Raw genomic sequence first — 20,480 nt, 5'->3', positions numbered from 1 at the left:
ACAGCATAGCGAAAGGGTTCTGACGTGTCAATAAATTTCATCCCCACAAAAATCCCCCACAATCCGGGGCTTCTACTCCGATGCTGATTCAGGTACTTTGCAGGGACCCCGTATCTTAAGTGCTATCATGCTAAAAAATCAAAAAACCGACCCCTAAAGATTAGGAGCCGGTCTTCAATCTACTTATTAAGATTAGTATTTCAAGTTCGGGTAAAGCGGGAATTGTGCTGTCAAATCACGCACCATGCCACGTGCTTTTTCCAATACCGCTTCATCTTTCGGGTTCTTCAATGTCATGGCAATCACTTTCGCGATTACCTTCATTGCTGCTTCATCCATACCGCGGGACGTTGCCGCAGGTGTACCGATACGAATACCACTTGTTACGAATGGGCTCGTTGGATCAAATGGAATCGCATTTTTGTTCACAGTAATGTTCACGGAGTCTAGCACATGCTCTGCATCTTTACCTGTGATGTTCAAGTTGCGTGTATCAATCAGCATCAAGTGGTTATCCGTTCCGCCGGACACCAAGTTCAAGCCTTCTTCTACCAATCCGGCAGCTAGCGCTTGTGCGTTGTTAACCACGTTCTGTGCGTAAGTCTTGAAGGATGGCTGCAATGCTTCACCAAGCGCAACAGCTTTCGAAGCAATCACGTGCATAAGTGGTCCGCCTTGCGAACCTGGGAATACCGCTTTATCAATTGCTTGTGCCCATGATTTGCGGCAAAGAATCATACCACCGCGAGGTCCGCGCAATGTTTTGTGCGTCGTTGTTGTTACGAAATGTGCATGAGGCACTGGGCTAGGATGCAATCCTGCAGCCACTAGACCTGCAATATGCGCCATATCGACGAAGAACAATGCGCCTACATCATTAGCAATCGCTGCGATTTTCTCAAAATCAATAATGCGTGGGTACGCACTTGCACCTGCTACGATCATGCGAGGTTTGTGTTTGAATGCTGCTTTGCGCAGATCATCATAATCAATGCGGAAATCTTCTTCGGATACGCCGTATGCTACGAAGTTATAGAGTAATCCGGATGCATTGACCGGACTACCATGCGTTAAGTGACCGCCATGCGCAAGGTTCATACCAAGAACCGTGTCGCCAGGTTGCAATGCCGCTAGGTATACTGCCATGTTCGCTTGTGCGCCCGAGTGAGGCTGCACGTTGGCATGTTCAGCACCGAACAATTCTTTGGCACGGTCTCTAGCGATATCTTCCACGATGTCGACATGTTCACAACCGCCATAATAACGTTTGCCTGGGTAGCCTTCTGCATATTTATTCGTAAGAACGGTTCCCATCGCTTCCATAACCGCTTCGCTCACGATGTTCTCTGATGCGATCAACTCAATGTTGTTGCGCTGGCGTTGAAGCTCCAAGTCCATTGCTTTTAATACTTCAGGGTCTGCCTGTCTCAAATGATCTACCATTTCCAATTCCTCCTCATGATTAGCGGAGCAAGGCTCCAATATATTGAGTGGTTCAAAAAGTCGGCTTTTCAGCACCGAGAAGGTTGCGAGAATGCGAAGCATATGCTTTCGTAGCGAGTTTTGCTACGCAAAACTTTAAGGAGAAGCGCAGTGTAGGAGAAACCTACATGAGCATCTTCAATGTTTCCAAAGGAAACATCCTTCGAAAGCATATGCTCTTCTAGTATGAACGCAAGATTCGATGTCGAACCCACTTCTTGAATCACTTCGTGATTAAAAGTTGATTTTTTGAACTTCCTCTAAAGACACGTATAAACTGCTCGTTCGCCGCCGATAAGCTTCGGCCTCGTTCGGGCCATCGTCACGCGAGCCTGCCCCACCTGCTTAATCGATGGACGTACAGGAACAGCGACGCGGCGCAAATGCATACCAATGAGCGTCTCCCCAATGTCTATCCCCGCATGCGCTTCGATGGTCTCCACGAGACATGGCTCCGTAAGATGACGATACGCATATGACGCCATCGAACCGCCGGCTTTCACAATAGGTACCGCGGACACCTCATCGAGCCGATAGTATTCTGCTGCTGCGCGTTCGACGACAAGCGCTCGATTCAAATGCTCACAGCATTGAAAGGCGAGATAGAAGCCGATTTCACTGCGAACTTTCTCAAGCCCAGCATACAATTCGGCTGCTATCGCCTCGGCACCGCTCGTCCCGATACGCTGACCTACGACTTCGCTGGTGCTCGTGCCGATCACGACGATCTGGCCTGCTCGAATCGATGCTGCCTCGACAAGCTCACGTAGGATCTGCTCGACTTGCTGCTGAATAGATTCTTGTTCTTGTTGATTCATCGTAACCGTCCCCTTTCACTTCTTCCACTGAAAAAGAGTCTTCTAGGAGCGATATTGCTGCTCGATTTGATTCACTTTGTTCACACGGTTCAAGTGGCGTGGACCTTCGCTAAAAGGTGTCTCCAGCCATACTTTCACAATTTCCTCGGCTAGTCCAGGACCAATCACGCGTTCACCCATTGCAAGTACATTCGTATTATTATGTTCACGCGTTGCTTTTGCAGAGAAAAGATCATGCACCAATGCACAACGGATACCCGGAACTTTATTCGCTGCGATGCTCATGCCAATCCCTGTCCCACAGACAAGAATTCCACGATCAGCTTGCCCCTTCACTACTTGCTCACATACAGCAATCGCATAATCCGGATAATCAACTGAATCCGTACAATTGCAACCGAGATCTTCCACATCATGTCCTAATGAACGTATAACTTGAATTAGCCCGTCTTTGAGAAGCGTTCCTGCGTGGTCTGCGCCAATAGCGATTTTCATAGTCGTTCCTCCTGCTACCCCATCGTAATCATTTTCCATAATAATATGTGTTCAAAAAACCGGCTGACTTTTTGAACAACCTCTTATAGTATACCTAATTTGTGGGGAAAAAACGAAAAAAAGAGCATGACGCGTCGAATTCACGTCTTTGCTCTTTTGCCCAGGCGACCGGCCGTATGTTCCGATGCTCCACCGTGGTAATATCCACTTCGTCGCCAGTTACATCGGATCTGTCTCGATAGGATCATCATATCTCAAACGATCATGAAAATCAATGGGGCATTTTCAACCCTGTGCACGCTTCAGCAGCTTCAATAATGCGCTATGAATTTCGGCCAAGCAATGACGATATTCTCCCAGAGAACCGCCATACGGATCACTTATATCAAAGCTGGGAATGCGCTGTTGCAGCGCAATAATGGCTGCTCGGTCCGAATCCGGAATCGGCTCACCTAAAGCATGCTTCATCTGCCAGTCAGCAATGCGCTCTTCAAGCGTAATCAAATCTGCAATGACTTGCTCGTCCATTTCCACATATTCCTTGAGCGTATAAGTATGCTCAATCGAGCTAGGGAACTGTTGAACAACGTGCTGCTTATGTCCGCTCGTCATCGTCAGGATCAGATCTGCCCATTCGATTTCGCTACCCGTCAGCGGGGTAGACGTAGCTCCCGCAGCAGCAATCTGATGGTCTTGCAAAGCCGTAACCGCATTTCTCGAGATGGACGCGCCCTGCGACGCTGCAACACCCGCCGAACGAACTTCGATATCCAGATTTGCATCCTTCGCAAGCTTGCGCAGCAACGCTTCTGCCATCGGACTCCGGCATGTGTTCCCGGTGCATACGAATAAGATGTTCATCACACGCTCATCTCCTTTCTGCTTGCTAGATTAAATTCGTCTCATCGAATTCAAATTATAAAATAAATAATACGCCAAATGTAAATAAAATAACACCGCCAAACGCCTCGCCATATTCGCTTAGACGATGACTAACTTGGCTGCCAAGCATGAGCCCCAGGATCGACATAATCCCGCCGCACAGTCCAAAGGATAAAATCGTCAGCCATAAGTTAATAGGGAACATGCCTAAGGATACACCTACGGAGAAGGAATCGATACTCACGGAGAGGGAAAATAAAACAATCGCCCAACTGCTGCGATAATCAATGGATTGAACGGCATCTCCCCGCAGGGAGCTATATATCATATGTCCACCGAGCAATAGCAGCAGCCCACCTGCAGCGAGCGTCGCAACATTACCGAGCAGCGCCCCCAAATACCGCCCCATGTACAACCCAGCTAGCGGCATCAAGATATGGAAGATCGCAACAACGGCCCCGATCTTAATAATCTCTCGCACGCGAATCCCTTTCATACCGATACCCAGTCCGAGCGAGAAGGCATCAAACCCTAACGCAACGGCCATGACCAGTATGGTGATTAGCTCGCCCCAAATTGCTATGCCCGTTTCCATCCACGTTCCTCCATTGTCCATATGATCTTGTACAACCATATGCGGACAGGGCCGGAAAGATACATTGAAATTGTGGGACAAGGGGAAACAACGCAGTAGAACAGGGATTAATAACCAATTTAGAGCTGGATGATTCGGTGACCTGCAGCCTTCACGAGCCGGTTCATGACCGCAAGGCCAATCCCGTCTTCCGGACAAGCTTCGGCGAGAATGAACGTGACGCCCTGCTCGTCGAATTCACGCAGCGCGGCATACAGCCGCTGCGCGGCATGCTCCAACGCATGCAAGCTGCCACAGGAGACGACGACATCCGCGCGATACGCGGCGATATGCTCGTCGAAGGCGAGTACGCCGCTGCGTTCCCCGCGCTGCGATGCAGCATCGAGCTCGGCTTGAATCCAAGCCGAGACTTGTCCCGGCGCATCTCCCTTGACGATGCTCATGGTCCCGCGCGGCGCATAGTGCGCGTATTTCATCCCCGGCGATCGTGGGGTATGGCCTGCGTCGTCCGCAGGAGCGGCGTGCTCCGCTGTGCCTTGCGCTAAGGCACTGTCGCCAGCATGGCGACTCGCGTCCGTAATCTGCTCCGACGATGCCGCGATGGCATCGCTTGGCGCGATGTCGGACGTACGCGTGAGCGCCGGGTCGATCGTGACCTCAGCCGCGACCTCGCGCAGCGCCTCGACCGTGACGCCGCCCGGGCGCAGCACGTTGACGCGGTCGCCGATAAGCTCGACGACCGTCGACTCGACGCCGACGCCTGTCGGCCCGCCATCGACGATGCCGTCGATGCGGCCCGCGAGGTCTTCGCGCACGTGCGCGGCGAGCGTCGGGCTTGGGCGCCCTGAGCGATTCGCGCTTGGTGCCGCGACCGGGCAGCCTGCACGCGCGATCAACGCGAGTGCGACATCATGCGCCGGCATGCGCACGCCAACCGTCGATAACCCCGCAGTTACGCGGGGGGAGATGACGCCTGGACGTACAGGCAATACGATCGTGAGGGGTCCGGGCCAGAATCGGTCCATCAATTGACGTGCCGTTGAATTGTACGGAAAGACGAGCATGTCTAGGTCCGCAATATCCGCGATGTGTACAATGAGCGGATTGTCCGATGGTCTTCCTTTAGCGGCAAAAATCTGTTCGACCGCACTTGTACTTCGCGCATCTGCACCAAGCCCATATACCGTCTCCGTCGGAAAAGCGACCGTCCCGCCCGATGCGAGAATCTGCGCCGCTTCATCCAGTGCCTCAGTTGAGGTCTCAAGATCTCGAACTTCCCAATATGATGTGTTGCGTATCATTTCATTTGATTGCATGAGCGCTCAGTTCCTTACTAATAAGTTAACCTTTATTATATCACAATTTGACAATCAACCGTTCTAGCTGAACAACCCGGCGATAAAGTCGAATATTTTGACAATCCAATCCCATAAGAAGAAGCGTACTTCCGTCTCTCCGCCACCATCCGCTGGAGTCGCCGATGTCGATCCTCCATCAGCCACGAGCGGCGCACCTTCCGTATCCGCAGCTTGTGCAACAGCCTCTCCTGTCCCTGCATCGATGAAGCAAAGTGGAGGGAACAACACGCACCACCAGTTCTGCCCTTCCCCTTTACCCAGTGTAATGCGTAGAGCCTCATAATCCCCAGCAGGATAGACTTGATCCCCGTACATCTTCGTCGGAAAAGGCACCACGCCGAGTTCAACCTTATACCCGTAATCCTGCTCGCGAGCCACTAACTCCTTGCCCACCAATTTCTCAATATCGGATAGGTGCTCCTTAATCTTCGCACGCGCTTGCTTCAAACTCTGTGGATCCTCTAATGTCGCTACCCAAGTGTTCACTTGATCTACGACTTTATCGCGAATCTCACGCTTAACCTTCTGATCGAACGCCGAATCCGAATTCGCAAGAATGCGCAGCCGGATTGATTCTTTCGGAATTTCTTGCATTGTCCCTACTTCTGTTGAAGCCGCCGATACGACAGCTGCCGAACCTACCAGATTTAAGAACCAACCTAATAGAATAAGAATAATCATGATCGAATAAGTGCTTTTTTTCTTAAGAATCTGAATAAGATTTGCCATGTGATGAAGCCTCCCCGCTCTATCCTTTGGTATTTCTCAGTATGTCCAGAACAGAGGGGGATAAACCTATCAACCTAGCATTCTATGAAAAATAAATCCATGCAAAAAAGGGACGCAAAACCGCGTCCCTTTTCCCTATTCCAAATTGGCATGCCGCCCGAGCATCGCCGTATTATCAACTTCTCCGATGCCCATCAACTGCAGGATGATCGCATCAAATATAATCAGCAGCGACTGTTCGAACAAAGCCCCCATCGGCTGAATGGTCGCACGCGCCAGAGAGGTATTCTCCTTAGACGCTGCCGGTACTTGAACGATGGTATGTGCAAGCTCGCCAATGGTTGATCCCGGGTGAATCGTAATAGCCGCGACAGATGCGCCAATGGCTCTCGCCTTCTCTGCCATCGCAACGAGACTCTTCGTCTCCCCCGATCCTGAACCAATAATGAGCAGCCCATTCTCCCCGAGGCCCGGGGTCACCGTCTCCCCGACAACATAAGCGTTAAATCCGAGATGCATGAGCCGCATCGCGAAGGCACGCATCATCAATCCCGACCGACCTGCACCCGCAACCAAGATCCGATCTGCACGAACAATCTGAGCGATCAAGGCGTTCACGGATGCTTCATCCACCGCTTGAACGGTGCGTGAGAGCTCTTCTAGAATTCCTGTCGCATAGCTCTGCATCGTTGTCTGCATCGACATCGGCGTTACCCTTGCTGAATCAATTGACGCATTTCGGCAGCCACTGATTTCTTATCCGCATGGCTTGTGATCCCGCCGCCAACGATAACGAGGTCCGGGTTCGCTTGAATCACTTCTGGCAAGGTATCGAGCTTGATGCCGCCTGCGATAGCCGTTTTAGCCTGTTTGACGACGCGTTTGATGGCATTCAATTCCTCGAATGAGTTTTTGCCTTCCGCTTGGTGGTCGTAACCGGAGTGCACGCAGATGTAGTCTACGCCCATTGCGTCGATTTCTTGTGCACGTGTCTCCATGTCTTTGACATTGATCATGTCGACCATCACTTTACGGTTCTGTTTCTTCGCTTCAGCCACAGCGCCCTTAATTGTCGAGTCATCGGATACGCCAAGCACCGTAATAATGTCCGCTCCCGCTTCAGATGCCTTCATCACTTCGTAGCCGCCTGCATCCATGACTTTAAGGTCAGCCAATACTTTCAAATTCGGGAACTGTTCTTTCATCGCTTTTACCGCGTGAAGACCTTCGTTAATGACAACAGGTGTGCCAATTTCTACGATATCAATAAATGCTTCAACCTCACGTACCACTTCGATTGCCTCAGGAATGTTCACGAGATCCAGCGCTAATTGTAATTCCATAATGTTATATACCTCCATAATATCCATGATTGTTTATTCGGGAAACTAGGTATATTCTAGAGTCAGACGGATCAAAAAGGAAGTACGCACTTTGAAGTGGTGTAGTTACTTGAAGGATACTAATGGAGGAGGGAACCGCCTTGGCGACAGAACTCAAAGAACGAATTAATCTCAAGGAAATTAACTGTGAAAAGGAGCTTACCTTAGCGGTCATCGGCGGCAAATGGAAGCTCATCATCCTCTGGCATATGGGACTAGATGGCACTTTGCGCTTCAGCGAGCTCAAGAAGCGCATCCCCTCGATTACGCAAAAAATGCTGACCAATCAGCTTCGTGAGCTGGAGGAGGATCAACTCGTCACCCGCAAAGTATACGCCGAGGTTCCGCCGCGTGTGGAATATTCATTGACGGCCTATGGTGAGAGCTTGATGCCGATTCTGCAGATGATGTACAAGTGGGGCAAGGAGTATGGCGAAGAAGTGGTGTGGAAGGACTGAGGCGGTGAAATCCTCTACCCTATGCATTTAAAGATCTTCATCTGAAGGCCATGGGGATACCACGTCCCCCCTGCTGTGTGGCCTAAGTTGGATATTTACAGGATAGAGCACCAGATAAGTGCCTATTACGCACCTATGTTGGATATTTACAGGATACGTAGGCTAATTCCTACGATATAACTTTGAAATTCAACAGCTACAGTGCAATTTTCCAACATAGGCACCATATTGAGGTAAATCGTGCGGAAATTAGTGCAATAATCCAGTATAGAGCTTGCGTGACGGACATCGTGTGAAGTTAGACAAGACGATGCGCCCCCACATAGTGCTGAATATTGTTTATTAAAAAGAAAGACCTCTTGCCCCACATAACAGTGGAGTTTGAGGTCCTTTCGCTTAAATTCGGGGCATTCCCACTCCATACGAACAATGTGGGACAGCCCCTTTTTCTTACATACCGTTCATAACATGCTTATGCTTGCTCACGCACCGCGATCACATGCCGCTCAATGCCCGCGTAATCAGACACGATGTACACCGTGTCCCAATGCCCCGCCGCCTCCATCCAGGCGGCGACCTCACGAGCTTGGCCTTGCCCAAGCTCGAAGCCCACGACGCGCGGCACGGCTGCCAGCAGCGGCAGCTGCGCGAGCATACGGCGGTACGGATCGAGTCCGTCCGTACCGCCGTCCAGTGCGGTGCGCGGCTCGAAGTCGCGCACCTCGGGCTGCAACCCCGCGATCGTCTCCGCGGGGATGTAAGGCGGATTGGACACCAGGATGTCCAATCTCATGCCCTCCAGCGGCGCCAGCAGGTCGCCGCTGTGCCATGCGATGCGCGCCGCTGCGCCGTGGCGCGCTGCATTGCGCTGCGCTACAGCCAGCGCAGCGCCCGAGATGTCCGATGCGTTAACCTGCCACATCGGACACTGAACCGCCAGCGTCACCGCAATCGCTCCGCTTCCGGTGCCGATGTCGCAGACCGTCGGCGCGCCGTCAGGCCAGAGACGGCGCCCCTCCTTCACGATCGCTTCGACGAGCAGTTCCGTCTCCGGCCGCGGAATCAATACATCAGGGGTTACCTCAAAAGGAAGCCCATAGAACTCCTGCTCCCCTATGATATATTGTGCAGGCTCACCGGCCGCTTTGCGCGCCAGCACCATTTGCCACGCTGCCGTATGCTCCACCGGGAACGGCTCCGTCATTCGCATGAAGAACTCAGCACGGCCTAAGCCAAGCACGTGGCAGAGCAAGAGCTCCGCATTATGCGACGGTTCCATCACTTGATGCTGTGCTAAAAAAGAAGAAGCCTCTAACAAGGCTTCACGAATTGTACCATTCATCTATATCCACGCTCTTTTCTCTACAAAAGATCATGCTCTCGAGCGGAGCTGTTACGCGTTGACTTTCTCCATCATTTCAGCCTGCTCGGCAAGCGTCAACGATGAAATAATCTCATTCATGTCACCGTTCATGATAGCATCCAGCTTGTGCAATGTTAGGCCAATACGATGATCCGTCACACGGCTCTGCGGATAATTGTACGTACGAATACGCTCACTACGGTCGCCCGTTCCGACTTTGCTCTTCCGCTCGCCTGCATATTTTGCCTCTTCTTCTTGACGCATCACGTCGAAGATCCGAGCGCGCAATACTTGCAATGCTTTATCCTTATTGGAGTTCTGCGATTTTCCATCCTGACATGTTGCCACGATCCCTGTTGGAATATGCGTTACACGAACGGCCGATTTCGTCGTATTAACGGACTGACCGCCCGCACCACTCGAACAGAACGTATCTACGCGAATATCTTTATCGTGAATTTCAATATCGAGATCTTCAACTTCAGGCAGCACGGCGACCGTTGAAGTCGATGTATGAATACGTCCGCCCGATTCCGTTGCCGGAATACGCTGTACGCGGTGTGCGCCGCTCTCGTATTTCAGACGGCTGTAAGCACCTTTACCATTGATCATGAAGATAACCTCTTTGTAGCCGCCAAGGTCGTTCATGTTCACATCCATCAATTCAACACGCCAGCCTTGTGCATCTGCATAACGCGTGTACATCCGATATAAATCCGCAGCGAATAACGCCGCTTCATCGCCGCCTGCCGCACCGCGGATCTCGACGATAACGTTCTTATCATCATTCGGATCTTTTGGCAGCAAGAGAATGTGAATACGCTCCTCCAACTCCTTCTGACGAGAGCTAAGCTCATCAATCTCCATTTTGACCATTTCTTTCATCTCATCGTCGAGCTTTTCAGCTTGCATCATTTTCGCCGCTTCGAGCTCTTCCATGACGGTCTTATATTCTGTGTACGCTTCATACGTCTCTTGCAGATCGGACTGCTCTTTCGAATATTCACGCAGCTTCTTCGAATCGTTCGTCACATCTGGATCACATAATAACTCACTCAATTTATCATAACGATCTGCTAACGATTGCAATTTATCGATCATGATGGAATCACCTCAATTATTGATTATTTTCTACATATGCTATCTATTTGAACGGTCTCCAGCATATTGTCTAGCTACACCGGAATCACCTGACTCTCTCACATTTTACGTACCGGACCCAAAGTCCTTAACCATTATAACCAGAAACCATCGAAAAACCTAGTCATCTCTTGCAAAATTCGTCAATTATCCAAGCCAGCATAAATTCAAGCGGAAAATTGCCATACTACGTGTTATGATAGTCACCAGAATAAAAGGAGGACTTACGTTCAATGAAACCATCGAAGAACGGTCCTTTCCGTATTGCGCTCGCCCTAATCATCTTGATTCTCCTGACTAGCTGTCAACTTGGACCAATTAAGGAAGAGACCAAAGAACCGGAAAAACCGAGTGACCAGGAACACCTCATGTACGACCAACCCCCGAAGCCGATTAAGTATACAGGTAATGTGTTTCATAGTGAACAATGTCAGTTCAAATTTAATTTACCTACCAAATGGAAAAATAATTTCATTGCGATCGAGCGTAGAGGAAAAGCAATTCCAACAGCGGAATGGGAGACGGTATTCGTCTTCTCACCGGGCGGTAAGTTCACCCAAAAAGAAGCGCCTTTATTAACCATCACACGCCTTTCTCGCAAAGCTTATCAGAAGCTGCGTGCCGAAGATGGGCCGATCCCAGGGACGGTGCTGAAAAGTAACGAATCCTACGTCTGGTTGGGGATATTACCGCAGTCCAATCCCTATGATCCGAATAGCCCCGAAGGTCAGAAATTCCAATCCCTCTCCATCGACTACCTGATCTTACGCAGCTACTTCGTCCCTTGAGGCGTCCCCATATAGTGAGGAGGCTGAGGGCATCTGCCCCCAGCCTTAGAAAAGGTATACAAGTTCTATACGTTGAACCGGAAATGCATAACATCGCCGTCTTTAACAACATACTCTTTACCTTCGAGACGAAGCTGTCCTCGTTCTTTCGCAACGTTCATCGAGCCTGCTGCGACGAGATCATCATAGGATACAACCTCTGCACGGATGAAGCCGCGTTCGAAGTCACTATGAATGACACCTGCCGCTTGAGGTGCTTTCATCCCTTTACGAATCGTCCAAGCACGAACTTCCTGTACTCCCGCTGTAAAATACGTATACAACCCAAGTAGACGGTAAGCCGCTTTGATAAGACGGTTCAAACCAGATTCCTCAAGACCTAATTCTTCGAGGAACATCGCTTTGTCTTCGCCTTCAAGCTCTGCAATCTCCGCTTCTACTTTGGCGCTGATCGGCACGACTTCTGCATTCTCGGCCGCTGCGAATTCCTTTACTTTGATAACATATTCATTGTCATCAGCACTTGTGACGCCATCTTCACTCACATTTGCCGCATATAGAACAGGCTTCATCGTAAGCAAGTGAAGGTCACGAATCACCAATTTCTCATCATCCGTTAATTCCACGCTGCGGGCAGGCATGTCTGCATAGAGTGCTTCTTTTACCTTCTCCAGCACTTCCACTTCGGCTGCGTACTGCTTGTTGCCGCCCTTCATATTCTTCTTGGAACGCTCGATACGCTTCTCAACGCTCTCAAGATCCGCTAGCACGAGCTCCAAGTTGATCGTCTGAATGTCGCTGATTGGATCGACTTTGCCGTCGACATGCGTAATGTTCTCATCTACGAAACAGCGCACCACATGTACGATCGCATCGACTTCACGGATATGTGCAAGGAACTTGTTCCCAAGTCCTTCCCCTTTGCTCGCACCGCGCACGATACCGGCGATATCGATAAATTCGAATGCTGTAGGTACCGTTTTATTCGGTGTAACCAACTCTGTCAATTTATCTAGGCGCTCATCCGGTACTTCAACGACACCCACGTTCGGATCAATCGTACAGAATGGATAGTTCGCTGATTCCGCACCTGCTTGTGTAATTGCATTAAACAAAGTCGATTTACCTACGTTCGGCAAACCAACGATTCCCGCTTTCAATGCCATATCTATTCGCAACTCCTTCAAGGTTCATCTAATCATTATAACATATTCGTCTAAAATATCTTTATCATTATAACCACAAACACATAAAAAGCCTAGTCATTGGCTAGACTTTAACTGTATCGTCTTAACTATCTCATAACCGGGGTGAAGCGCACAATGGAAAATAAAACACACAAGGGCAATTATACCGGTACCACGAACATGAATGCCAAAAATCAAGACATGGCATTCGTCAATGATACGATTGAAGGAGCCAAGTCGGTCACACCTCTCAACACAGGCAAGAAGAAGAAAACGGATTAACTCAATCAGCTAGTTCCGCATTTCAAAAATAAAGTGCCTGCGTCTTATAAACGACCTTGGCACTTTATTTTTGGCGTTTGAATTATAGATCATCTTCCCAATTCAATTCTTCTGGTTGCGGCTGAGCAGGTTTTGTTGGCACATGCGGAGGGTTCCACTTGGAATTAATGTAGGAGATCATGAAGCAGATTCCCCCTAACACAAGGAACACGACCACTTTGTAAATCGTCGCTTGTTCAGCAAGGTCGATAATCATCGTTTTTGCAGCGACAAGCAATAGTACAGCCGTACCGAAAATCCGGAAGAACCATTGATTACTGTACGCTCCCCAGAGGAACAAGAGCAAGGAGTAGAGCGCCCATGAGATCGATAATGTTAATCCCACACCCCGTAATTCGTACACTTCGAATAACGTCTGAACTTGAACCGTTAGCAAGCCCCCTACAATAAAATGGCTCATAAGGGACAATACCGTCGACATCATTTTTTGCCCCCACGAACTTAACCCCTTCACATCCAAATGAAGTGACATATAGAAGCCGAATAAAGCAAGCAGCATCCATGCAACTGCTCCCCAGTTCAGAAAAGGGATGAATACACCGAACCACTCCCCGCGCGGCGTACTCCACGTGACAACGTACCAATAGAGACCAATGGAGGCCCAGATCGTCACGCTCGCGTATTTAAGCCCCTCTATCGCACACCATTTCGCAGTAACCAGTACAGTTGCGGCAATGAAGACCCAGAGATAAACGCTAATCAGAGGCTTGTAATCCCATCCTTTGCCGAATTGCGATGTTGCAATAATGACAAGCAGCAATCCGCCAAAAAGCTTCGTCATGACCGGCATACTCCATGTTTTTACAAGATGTTGTACAATGATAGCGGCAATGATGTATAGAACGCCCATGAAGAACAACGGTACTGCAAAAGATACGAATTGAGTTAGAAGCCCTAGCGACCACAAACCAAAGATGACTGCGTTCGCAATACCCAAATACACATGCAATCCGTCGAATTTCATCTGCGCTTTATAAGAAGCGTAGAACATCGCAATGATATAGAAGCTGTACGCTGCAAGAGCATATAAGAACGGTTTGCTCCAGAACATATCAACATGCGGACGGAACAAGACAAAATACACCGCATAGAGCAACCAAGTGCCAATAAAGCTAACTAACCGAAGCTCGAACCACTTCTTCATGACGCTGATATACCAGAATGCCGAGTTAATAACGAGCAGATAGATGAACAACGAGAATACTTGATCCGTCACCGGCTGCATGACAATAGGTGACAAAATCGCTCCGACCAGCCCAATGGACATCAAGAGTCGAGAATTGAACCGAACTGCATAGGTACATGTACCAACGGTGATTGCGAGCATGGATAACAAGACAACCATCGAGTCCCACAGACTATAATAGACACCCGCGAAGGAGCAGGTCATATAGAGCAGTGCAACACCGAGTCCCGTAAACACCTCACTGATGACCGTATTAGAACGCAAGGCCCCACGAAGACCTGCTACGACCAGTCCGCACCCCGCCAGAATACCTGCGCCAATCTTCGTCGAATCATGAATGAAGTCGAGATCAATGGAATATTTGAGCAATGTGATTAATGCAATGAATATGAATATTGCGCCGAGCAATGTCGGCCAGTTCCGCTCTATTCGATGAATCATCCGTTACCCTCTCCTCACCTGGAACTTTATGACCTGGTCATAATTCCATTGTAGCTTGGAATCCGATAACGAATAGTACCATCTTCTTATAGTACCCTCACCACAAAAATAAACTGTTGTACTAGGGGCAAATGAACAAGCAGGGCGGAGGCGTATTACGTATTGTATAGTAATTCGGCTAAAGGAGATGAATTTAAAAATGAAACGTAATTGTGGAAGCAACATGAAACCAATGGGATATGGTCCTTCAAATGTTAGTCCTGCGAACGTAGGCCCGTCGAACGTAGGCCCGTCGAACATGGGTCCATCCAACATGGGTCCATCGAATGTTAGCCCTTACGGAATGATGCCTATGCCTATGCCTATGCCTATGCAACCATCCACATTGCCAGCGATTGTAGCTCCAACGCAAACGGTTGTTAACAACAAGTACCACACAGCAACACAACCGATCGTTCATCCAGTCAATGTCGTTAACCAACATCACACGATCCCTGTCCCACAACATTTCTGCCACGTCACCGAATCAGACGTACACTGTGGCATGCGTGCTCGTACTAAAGCCGTTCGTAAAAGCCGTACTCGCAGCAACCGTAAATCCCGCTAATCCCCATCCCGTACCTGCCCTGATTTAAGGGCAGGTACGGGCATGACTCGAATGCAGTTGTCCACTGAATAGGATGCATCGGGGAGGGTATCTCTTTCCAGTCGATTCTTGTCCGCCCTTTGCGATGATTGAAATAGTCGGTGGCAAAGGGCTCCCAAAGATCGAACGCAGGCTCTTCCAAGAGATACCCTCCTCCTTCGTGATATTCACTTGGACAATTTTCTCGTCATGAAAAAGAGTACCTGCTCTTACATCAAGCAGGTACTCCTTTACCCCAAAATACCCCACAAAGTGGTGCTTGACTTGGAAGTCGATTCAAATACTTTGCTGGGGCCCCGTAAACAACTGCTAAAACAAGCCCATGTCCTTCGCCTTCTTAGCCGCTTCTTTACTGCTCTTGCCTGGCAGCTTCTTCAGAATATGGCTTACGTGATTTTTCACGGTACGAATGGAAATCACGAATTTATCGGCGATTTGTGTCTGCGTATAACCTTGGTCGATCATCGACAAGACTTGAATTTCGGCCGGCGTGATCAGATCCTTCAGCTTCTTCGCCTCATACTCTTGTTCCAGCTGCTTCAAGCGGCGGAACTCCTCTCGGATTTGCTCGGCAACCTGCGCGTCAATCGGCGAACTCTCACGATATGCCTCACGTATCGCCCCAGGAATCGCCCCAAAATCGGACTTCACCAGATAATTAACCGCCCCCGCTTTGAACGCATCGAAGATCACCTGCTTCTCCGTCAACGACGAGAGCATAATAATTTTCGCCTCACACAACGCACTAATTTCGGCGGTTAATGCAATCCCCTCCATCGAATCGACCAGCATAATATCCATAAGGATGACATCCGGGTTCAGGGCTGGAGCAAGCGTACGTGTATCAGCAGCGTTTGCAGCCGTACCAATGACCTCCATATCCGCCTCTTTCGTGACATAAGCGGACAACCCCCTTCTCCAATCCTCGTCATCCTCCACGAGGAACACGCGAATCATTGTCATGCTCCAGCCTCCCGACTTGCTCGTTTATTTTTGGCAAAATGTAAATGGACCGTTGTTCCGCCCGATGGACGGCTCTCGATTCGCATCGTCCCGCCATGCTTCTTCATCACTTGATAACAGTAAGCCAGTCCCAGCCCAAAGTTGTTCGAGCTGCTTGCCTTCGTCGTGAAGAATGGGTTCATCACCTTGCCCAGATGTTCCTTCGGAATGCCGTACCCTGTATCTTCAATGCTTACAATCCACAACCGCTTGGTCTCATTCCGTAGAATTCTCAGCTTGCCCCCTTGCGGCATCGCTTCAATGGCATTCATTATAATATTATGTAGTGTCTCATGCACTTGAGCGCGATCAATGACAAGTTCCATCAACGCTTGATCATCGCCCCATGACGTGCTGACCTCGATACCCGATTGCGTAAGCTTCGGACGAAGCATCTCGATCGTCTCCGAGATTAATGTATCAAGTTGTACCGGTTCCGGTCTGAGGACCAAGTCCTGTGTATTATGCTGCACACGGCTCACCATTTCCTGAATATGTGTCGCAGCACGCGCTATCACCTTCACATCTTGAGTTAACTCATCCTGAGAATCTTTATTTGGCGAAGAGATAAGCTTGTCGCAGTAGAGCTGGATTTTGCCAATATCATTCTTAATCGCATGATTTAGAATCGCTGTCCCGGAAGTAATCGCTCGGAGCGTCCGATCCATTTGGCGACGTTCAATATAGAGCTGAACCCCGAGGAAACCCGATTTAAATAACGCGGTCACAAAAATAAGAAAGGCAAGTGTGATCGTCCAGACGTTATACCGCCACATCTCGTAGATGCCAAGCGCCGGCATCACATAATTCATCACCATCGCGAACAAGACAGCAGGAACGACCGCTATCATCGTCACCTGGTGGGAACGCTGCTCCCACGGCTGGACTCCGCGCTTACGCACAATAAGCACTGTCCCGATGACAATATAAGGTACCGCCCAGTAGACAAGCACGTTATATTCTGGTGGATAATAGTGATAAATGAGGAACATACCTACGACAGGTAATAGCAAGAGCCAATGGAGAGAGCGCCATTTCGGCTGAAGTTGCGGTAATCCATGGTATGTTCCCGCGAATCTTACATAACAGTAGGGCAATCCATAATAGCTAATTAACGAGAAGACCGTCATAGCAATATAGAGACCTTCATCCGTTGTAGCCGTTCCCCCAAGAACTGATACGACAGGCCGTATCACTTCTTGCAGCACGGATGCTAGGGCACCCGAACCACCGCAGAATGCGACGCTGCTCAGCCAGCGGGCCGAGCGATTGCGCCAGCCGGATAATAGTAATAATAGAGACGTAATCCACAATACAATCAGCACAAAAATCAAATGATATTCCCCGTCCTCATAAACCATGCATTTTCATCATTATAGCATAATCACTAAATTTTCCCTGACATATCTGTCGCGTAATGGTTCATCAAATAGCCCCGTAGGTCCGGGCGTACGTCGGTGGAATTAGCGCCTATAAGAAATCCCTCACTTCAGCAATGATCTCACAAAAAAACAGCCGCCCCATTTCTGGGAGCGGCTGCTCTGTTGTACGATAGTGATTATTCAGAGACAACGATGATCAATTCTGCATTTGTGATGCCTGGAAGAGATTTCGTCATGATCGGCGAATGGTAAGCTACGACTTTCGTTCCTGGCGTTAATTTCGCTTCACCGCCATGGATGTTCACGATTTTCGTATCTTTCGTCACGTTCAGAATCACGTCATTCGACGATTCATTATCGGATTTCACATTCACATACAGCTGCTTATCGTTCGTACGATCTTTCATGATTGTACCTTCGATTTTCACAGTCTCATGACCTTTAACAACAATTTTGTTCGCATGCGACATCGCTGGGAAGCTCATCGTCATGATTGGGCCATACGTTGCTTCTACACTAACATTCGGTTTGATCGCATCCTTGCTAAGCACTTGGCCTTTTTCGTTCACGATCACTGTATCTTTATCGACAGTAAGAATAATTTGTTGTTGTCCACCTTGCTCAAGCGGATTGCCGACAACCGTCACGCGATCTCCGTTAACATCTGTCACGATGCCGTCTGTTCCTGGCAATACCTCTTGCTGCGCTTCAGTTACAATGATCAACTCCGCATTCGTGATGCCTGGTAGCGACATCGTCATGATTGGCGAGTGGTACGCAACGATCTTCGTTCCTGGTGTCAATTTTGCTTCGCCGCCATGGATGTTCACGATTTTTGTATCTTTCGTAACGTTCAGAATCACGTCATTCGACGTTTCATTATCAGATTTCACATTCACATAGAGCTGCTTATCGTTCGTACGATCCTTCATGATTGTACCTTCGACTTTTACAGTCTCCTGACCTTTAACAACAATTTTGCTCGCATGAGACATCGCAGGGAAGCTCGCCGTCATCATTGGGCCATACGTTGCTTCGACACTTACATTCGGTTTGATCGCATCCTTGCTGAGCACTTGGCCTTTTTCATTCACGATCACTGTATCTTTATCGACAGTAAGAATAATTTGTTGTTGTCCACCTTGCTCAAGCGGATTGCCGACAACCGTCACGCGATCCCCGTTCACATCTGTCACGATACCGTCTGTACCTGGCAATTGCTCTTGTTGTTCCTCAGTAATAACGATCATATTAGCATCTGTGATTCCAGGAATCGACATCGTCATGATTTGAGAATGGAAAGCAACAATTTTCATGCCTGGCTTCAATTCCACTTGGTTGCCATGAAGGTTCACGATTTTCGTATCTTTGTTGATATTTAGAACAATATCATTCACCTTGTTGTCATCCGAGTTAACATTCAGATAGATTTGCGAACCTTTGGCAAAATCCGATTTCTCGATTGTTCCCTCGGCTTTAACCGATTCTTGTCCTTTAACAACGATTTTCGTTGCATTGCCCATTGGTGGCAAGCTGAATGTCATCGCTGGTCCGTAGAAGACATCGACGTTTTGGTTCGCTTTAAGTGCATCTTTCGTCAGCTTCTCGCCTTTTTCATTCACGATAACTGTATTATCAGTCACGTTAAGCTTAATTTCCTTCTGTCCACCTTGCGCTGCAGGCGTACCTACAACCGTGATTTGACTGTCATTCTTCTCCACGATCACACCGCTTGTTCCAAGCTCTTGCACTTGTTGTTCTTTGTTCACGATAATATAAGTCGCGTGAGCTTGCGCAGGCACGCTCTTCGTCTTATGTGGGCCGTAGAACGCTTCAATGCTCATACCTTTTGTAATGTCTTTGCGCTCAACCTTCTTGCCGTTGTGATCCACGATTGGCGTGTGGCCTGTAAGCTGAAGCACAATCGTCTCTTCTTTGCCATTATAAATGTTCTTGCCTGTCACGACGACTTTGCTATTCTTCGCGTCCGTAACTTTACCAATAACACCGTTCATCGCTTGATCTTGTTCGATTATCGTTATTGCCGTGCCTCTTGGTGGCAAGCTCTTCGTCATCACTGGACCATAGAATACTTTTACCGCTTTTCCACCCTTGATGATGGAATCGAGACTAACCTTTTTCCCTTTGGAATTGATAATCTTTGTATCTTTTGTGATCGCGAGAATCATATCGCTTTGATCTTTCGCCGTTACGCCTCTCCCGACTACCGTTATGTACTTGCCGTTCTGATTATTTGTATAGTTCGTAATTTGGCCGACTGTACCAAGAACTTGTCTTTGCTCTTTATGCTCTTTATGCTCTTTATCTTCTTTATCTTCTTTATGTTCTTTGTCTTCTTTATGTTCTTTGTCTTCATTATGCTTGTTTTCTTTATTTTCTTTGTTCTCGTTATGTTCTTTGTCGTGCTTGTTCTGGTTGCTCTTCGCATTCGCATTCAAGATAGATACATCTTTCTTCAGATCCGCTTGGTCAACTGGACCTGGAGGGCATACCGCAATGCTAGGTACTTGCTGCGATTGATGCGCGCTTGCCACAGGGACTGCTGCCATTGCTAGAATTGTTGCCGTCGCGAGTACTTTGTAAAATTTGTTCATGATGTAATTCCTCCATTGTCATCTAAATTTTATGGTTGCTGCTTGGTGTTTCAATCTTTTCATGGCCATGTTTCTATGATGTGCTCTTGCATACATACTCCTTAACGGGAGGGTTCCACAAAATGTTGCAAGAAAATACATAAAAAAATTTTCGCCCATTTAACTCAATCTTAATTCCATCTGAACAAG

At 48.6% G+C, this 20,480-nt stretch carries 20 protein-coding genes and 1 riboswitch; of the genes, 4 read left to right on the top strand and 16 right to left on the bottom strand.

Features of this window, described 5'->3' with window-relative positions:
• Window positions 1–192: 192 nt before the first annotated feature.
• From ACFQZR_RS07535 to hxlA, 9 genes are all read right to left on the bottom strand, one after another.
• Window positions 193–1,443 carry a serine hydroxymethyltransferase gene (locus ACFQZR_RS07535; protein ID WP_379344458.1) on the bottom strand — a complete coding sequence of 417 codons (1,251 nt, stop codon included), beginning with the start codon at window positions 1,441–1,443 and terminating at the stop codon, window positions 193–195.
• Window positions 1,444–1,742: 299 nt separating this feature from the next.
• Window positions 1,743–2,300, bottom strand: a complete 558-nt coding sequence (locus ACFQZR_RS07530) for a TIGR01440 family protein (RefSeq protein ID WP_379344456.1) — start codon at window positions 2,298–2,300, stop codon at window positions 1,743–1,745.
• Window positions 2,301–2,342: 42 nt separating this feature from the next.
• A complete protein-coding gene (gene rpiB, locus ACFQZR_RS07525) occupies window positions 2,343–2,795 on the bottom strand; it encodes a ribose 5-phosphate isomerase B (protein ID WP_314589767.1) in 453 nt (150 codons plus the stop codon).
• Between the two features lie 151 nt (window positions 2,796–2,946).
• Window positions 2,947–3,028: riboswitch (ZMP/ZTP riboswitch) on the bottom strand.
• Window positions 3,029–3,080: 52 nt separating this feature from the next.
• Window positions 3,081–3,656, bottom strand: a complete 576-nt coding sequence (locus tag ACFQZR_RS07520) for a low molecular weight protein arginine phosphatase (RefSeq protein WP_379344932.1) — start codon at window positions 3,654–3,656, stop codon at window positions 3,081–3,083.
• Window positions 3,657–3,711: 55 nt separating this feature from the next.
• On the bottom strand, window positions 3,712–4,272 hold the full coding sequence (locus ACFQZR_RS07515) for a manganese efflux pump MntP (protein WP_379344453.1): 561 nt from the start codon (window positions 4,270–4,272) through the stop codon (window positions 3,712–3,714).
• Window positions 4,273–4,391: 119 nt separating this feature from the next.
• Window positions 4,392–5,573 (bottom strand): L-threonylcarbamoyladenylate synthase, encoded by a 1,182-nt coding sequence (locus ACFQZR_RS07510; protein ID WP_379344451.1) that lies wholly within the window; start codon window positions 5,571–5,573, stop codon window positions 4,392–4,394.
• A 78-nt stretch (window positions 5,574–5,651) separates the two neighbouring features.
• Window positions 5,652–6,359 carry a stage II sporulation protein R gene (gene spoIIR / locus ACFQZR_RS07505; RefSeq protein WP_379344449.1) on the bottom strand — a complete coding sequence of 236 codons (708 nt, stop codon included), beginning with the start codon at window positions 6,357–6,359 and terminating at the stop codon, window positions 5,652–5,654.
• A 135-nt stretch (window positions 6,360–6,494) separates the two neighbouring features.
• Window positions 6,495–7,064, bottom strand: a complete 570-nt coding sequence (hxlB, locus tag ACFQZR_RS07500) for a 6-phospho-3-hexuloisomerase (protein ID WP_379344447.1) — start codon at window positions 7,062–7,064, stop codon at window positions 6,495–6,497.
• A gap of 5 nt (window positions 7,065–7,069) precedes the next feature.
• Entirely contained in the window at window positions 7,070–7,702 is a 633-nt protein-coding gene (gene hxlA, locus ACFQZR_RS07495) for a 3-hexulose-6-phosphate synthase (protein ID WP_018754677.1), read from the bottom strand.
• 140 nt (window positions 7,703–7,842) lie between these two features.
• Here hxlA and ACFQZR_RS07490 point away from each other — a divergent pair, with 140 nt between their 5' ends.
• Window positions 7,843–8,199, top strand: coding sequence for a winged helix-turn-helix transcriptional regulator (locus tag ACFQZR_RS07490; RefSeq protein ID WP_018754676.1), 357 nt, complete (start codon window positions 7,843–7,845; stop codon window positions 8,197–8,199).
• Window positions 8,200–8,671: 472 nt separating this feature from the next.
• Here the strand turns inward: ACFQZR_RS07490 and prmC are convergent, their stop codons facing one another.
• A complete protein-coding gene (gene prmC / locus ACFQZR_RS07485) occupies window positions 8,672–9,541 on the bottom strand; it encodes a peptide chain release factor N(5)-glutamine methyltransferase (RefSeq protein ID WP_379344444.1) in 870 nt (289 codons plus the stop codon).
• Between the two features lie 51 nt (window positions 9,542–9,592).
• Complete coding sequence (prfA, locus tag ACFQZR_RS07480; protein WP_018754674.1) at window positions 9,593–10,663, bottom strand: peptide chain release factor 1; 1,071 nt, start codon at window positions 10,661–10,663, stop codon at window positions 9,593–9,595.
• A gap of 272 nt (window positions 10,664–10,935) precedes the next feature.
• Between prfA and ACFQZR_RS07475 the strand changes: the two genes are divergently transcribed.
• On the top strand, window positions 10,936–11,490 hold the full coding sequence (locus ACFQZR_RS07475; RefSeq protein ID WP_379344441.1) for a hypothetical protein: 555 nt from the start codon (window positions 10,936–10,938) through the stop codon (window positions 11,488–11,490).
• 65 nt (window positions 11,491–11,555) lie between these two features.
• On the opposite strand, the gene ychF is transcribed toward ACFQZR_RS07475, so the two are convergent.
• Window positions 11,556–12,656 carry a redox-regulated ATPase YchF gene (gene ychF, locus ACFQZR_RS07470; RefSeq protein ID WP_018754672.1) on the bottom strand — a complete coding sequence of 367 codons (1,101 nt, stop codon included), beginning with the start codon at window positions 12,654–12,656 and terminating at the stop codon, window positions 11,556–11,558.
• A gap of 156 nt (window positions 12,657–12,812) precedes the next feature.
• On the opposite strand from ychF, the gene ACFQZR_RS07465 reads away from it, so the two are divergent.
• A complete protein-coding gene (locus ACFQZR_RS07465) occupies window positions 12,813–12,959 on the top strand; it encodes a hypothetical protein (protein WP_379344438.1) in 147 nt (48 codons plus the stop codon).
• Window positions 12,960–13,041: 82 nt separating this feature from the next.
• On the opposite strand, the gene ACFQZR_RS07460 is transcribed toward ACFQZR_RS07465, so the two are convergent.
• A complete protein-coding gene (locus tag ACFQZR_RS07460; protein WP_379344436.1) occupies window positions 13,042–14,646 on the bottom strand; it encodes a DUF2339 domain-containing protein in 1,605 nt (534 codons plus the stop codon).
• 199 nt (window positions 14,647–14,845) lie between these two features.
• On the opposite strand from ACFQZR_RS07460, the gene ACFQZR_RS07455 reads away from it, so the two are divergent.
• A complete protein-coding gene (locus ACFQZR_RS07455) occupies window positions 14,846–15,253 on the top strand; it encodes a hypothetical protein (protein ID WP_379344434.1) in 408 nt (135 codons plus the stop codon).
• Between the two features lie 348 nt (window positions 15,254–15,601).
• On the opposite strand, the gene ACFQZR_RS07450 is transcribed toward ACFQZR_RS07455, so the two are convergent.
• The 3 genes from ACFQZR_RS07450 to ACFQZR_RS07440 all read right to left on the bottom strand — a co-directional run bounded on the left by ACFQZR_RS07450 (window position 15,602) and on the right by ACFQZR_RS07440 (window position 20,291).
• Window positions 15,602–16,255, bottom strand: coding sequence for a response regulator (locus tag ACFQZR_RS07450; RefSeq protein WP_379344432.1), 654 nt, complete (start codon window positions 16,253–16,255; stop codon window positions 15,602–15,604).
• Entirely contained in the window at window positions 16,252–17,655 is a 1,404-nt protein-coding gene (locus ACFQZR_RS07445) for a sensor histidine kinase (RefSeq protein ID WP_379344429.1), read from the bottom strand. The genes ACFQZR_RS07450 and ACFQZR_RS07445 overlap by 4 nt, the downstream gene beginning before the upstream one ends.
• Window positions 17,656–17,852: 197 nt before the next feature.
• Window positions 17,853–20,291, bottom strand: a complete 2,439-nt coding sequence (locus ACFQZR_RS07440) for a hypothetical protein (protein ID WP_379344427.1) — start codon at window positions 20,289–20,291, stop codon at window positions 17,853–17,855.
• Between the last annotated feature and the right edge of the window lie 189 nt (window positions 20,292–20,480).

Origin of the sequence: Paenibacillus sp. GCM10027629 (assembly GCF_042676425.1) — a bacterium.
GTDB classification, from domain to species: Bacteria; Bacillota; Bacilli; order Paenibacillales; family Paenibacillaceae; genus Paenibacillus_K; species Paenibacillus_K terrigena.
Note: the sequence above shows the minus strand (reverse complement) of the source record. Positions and strands in the feature narration are given on the sequence as shown.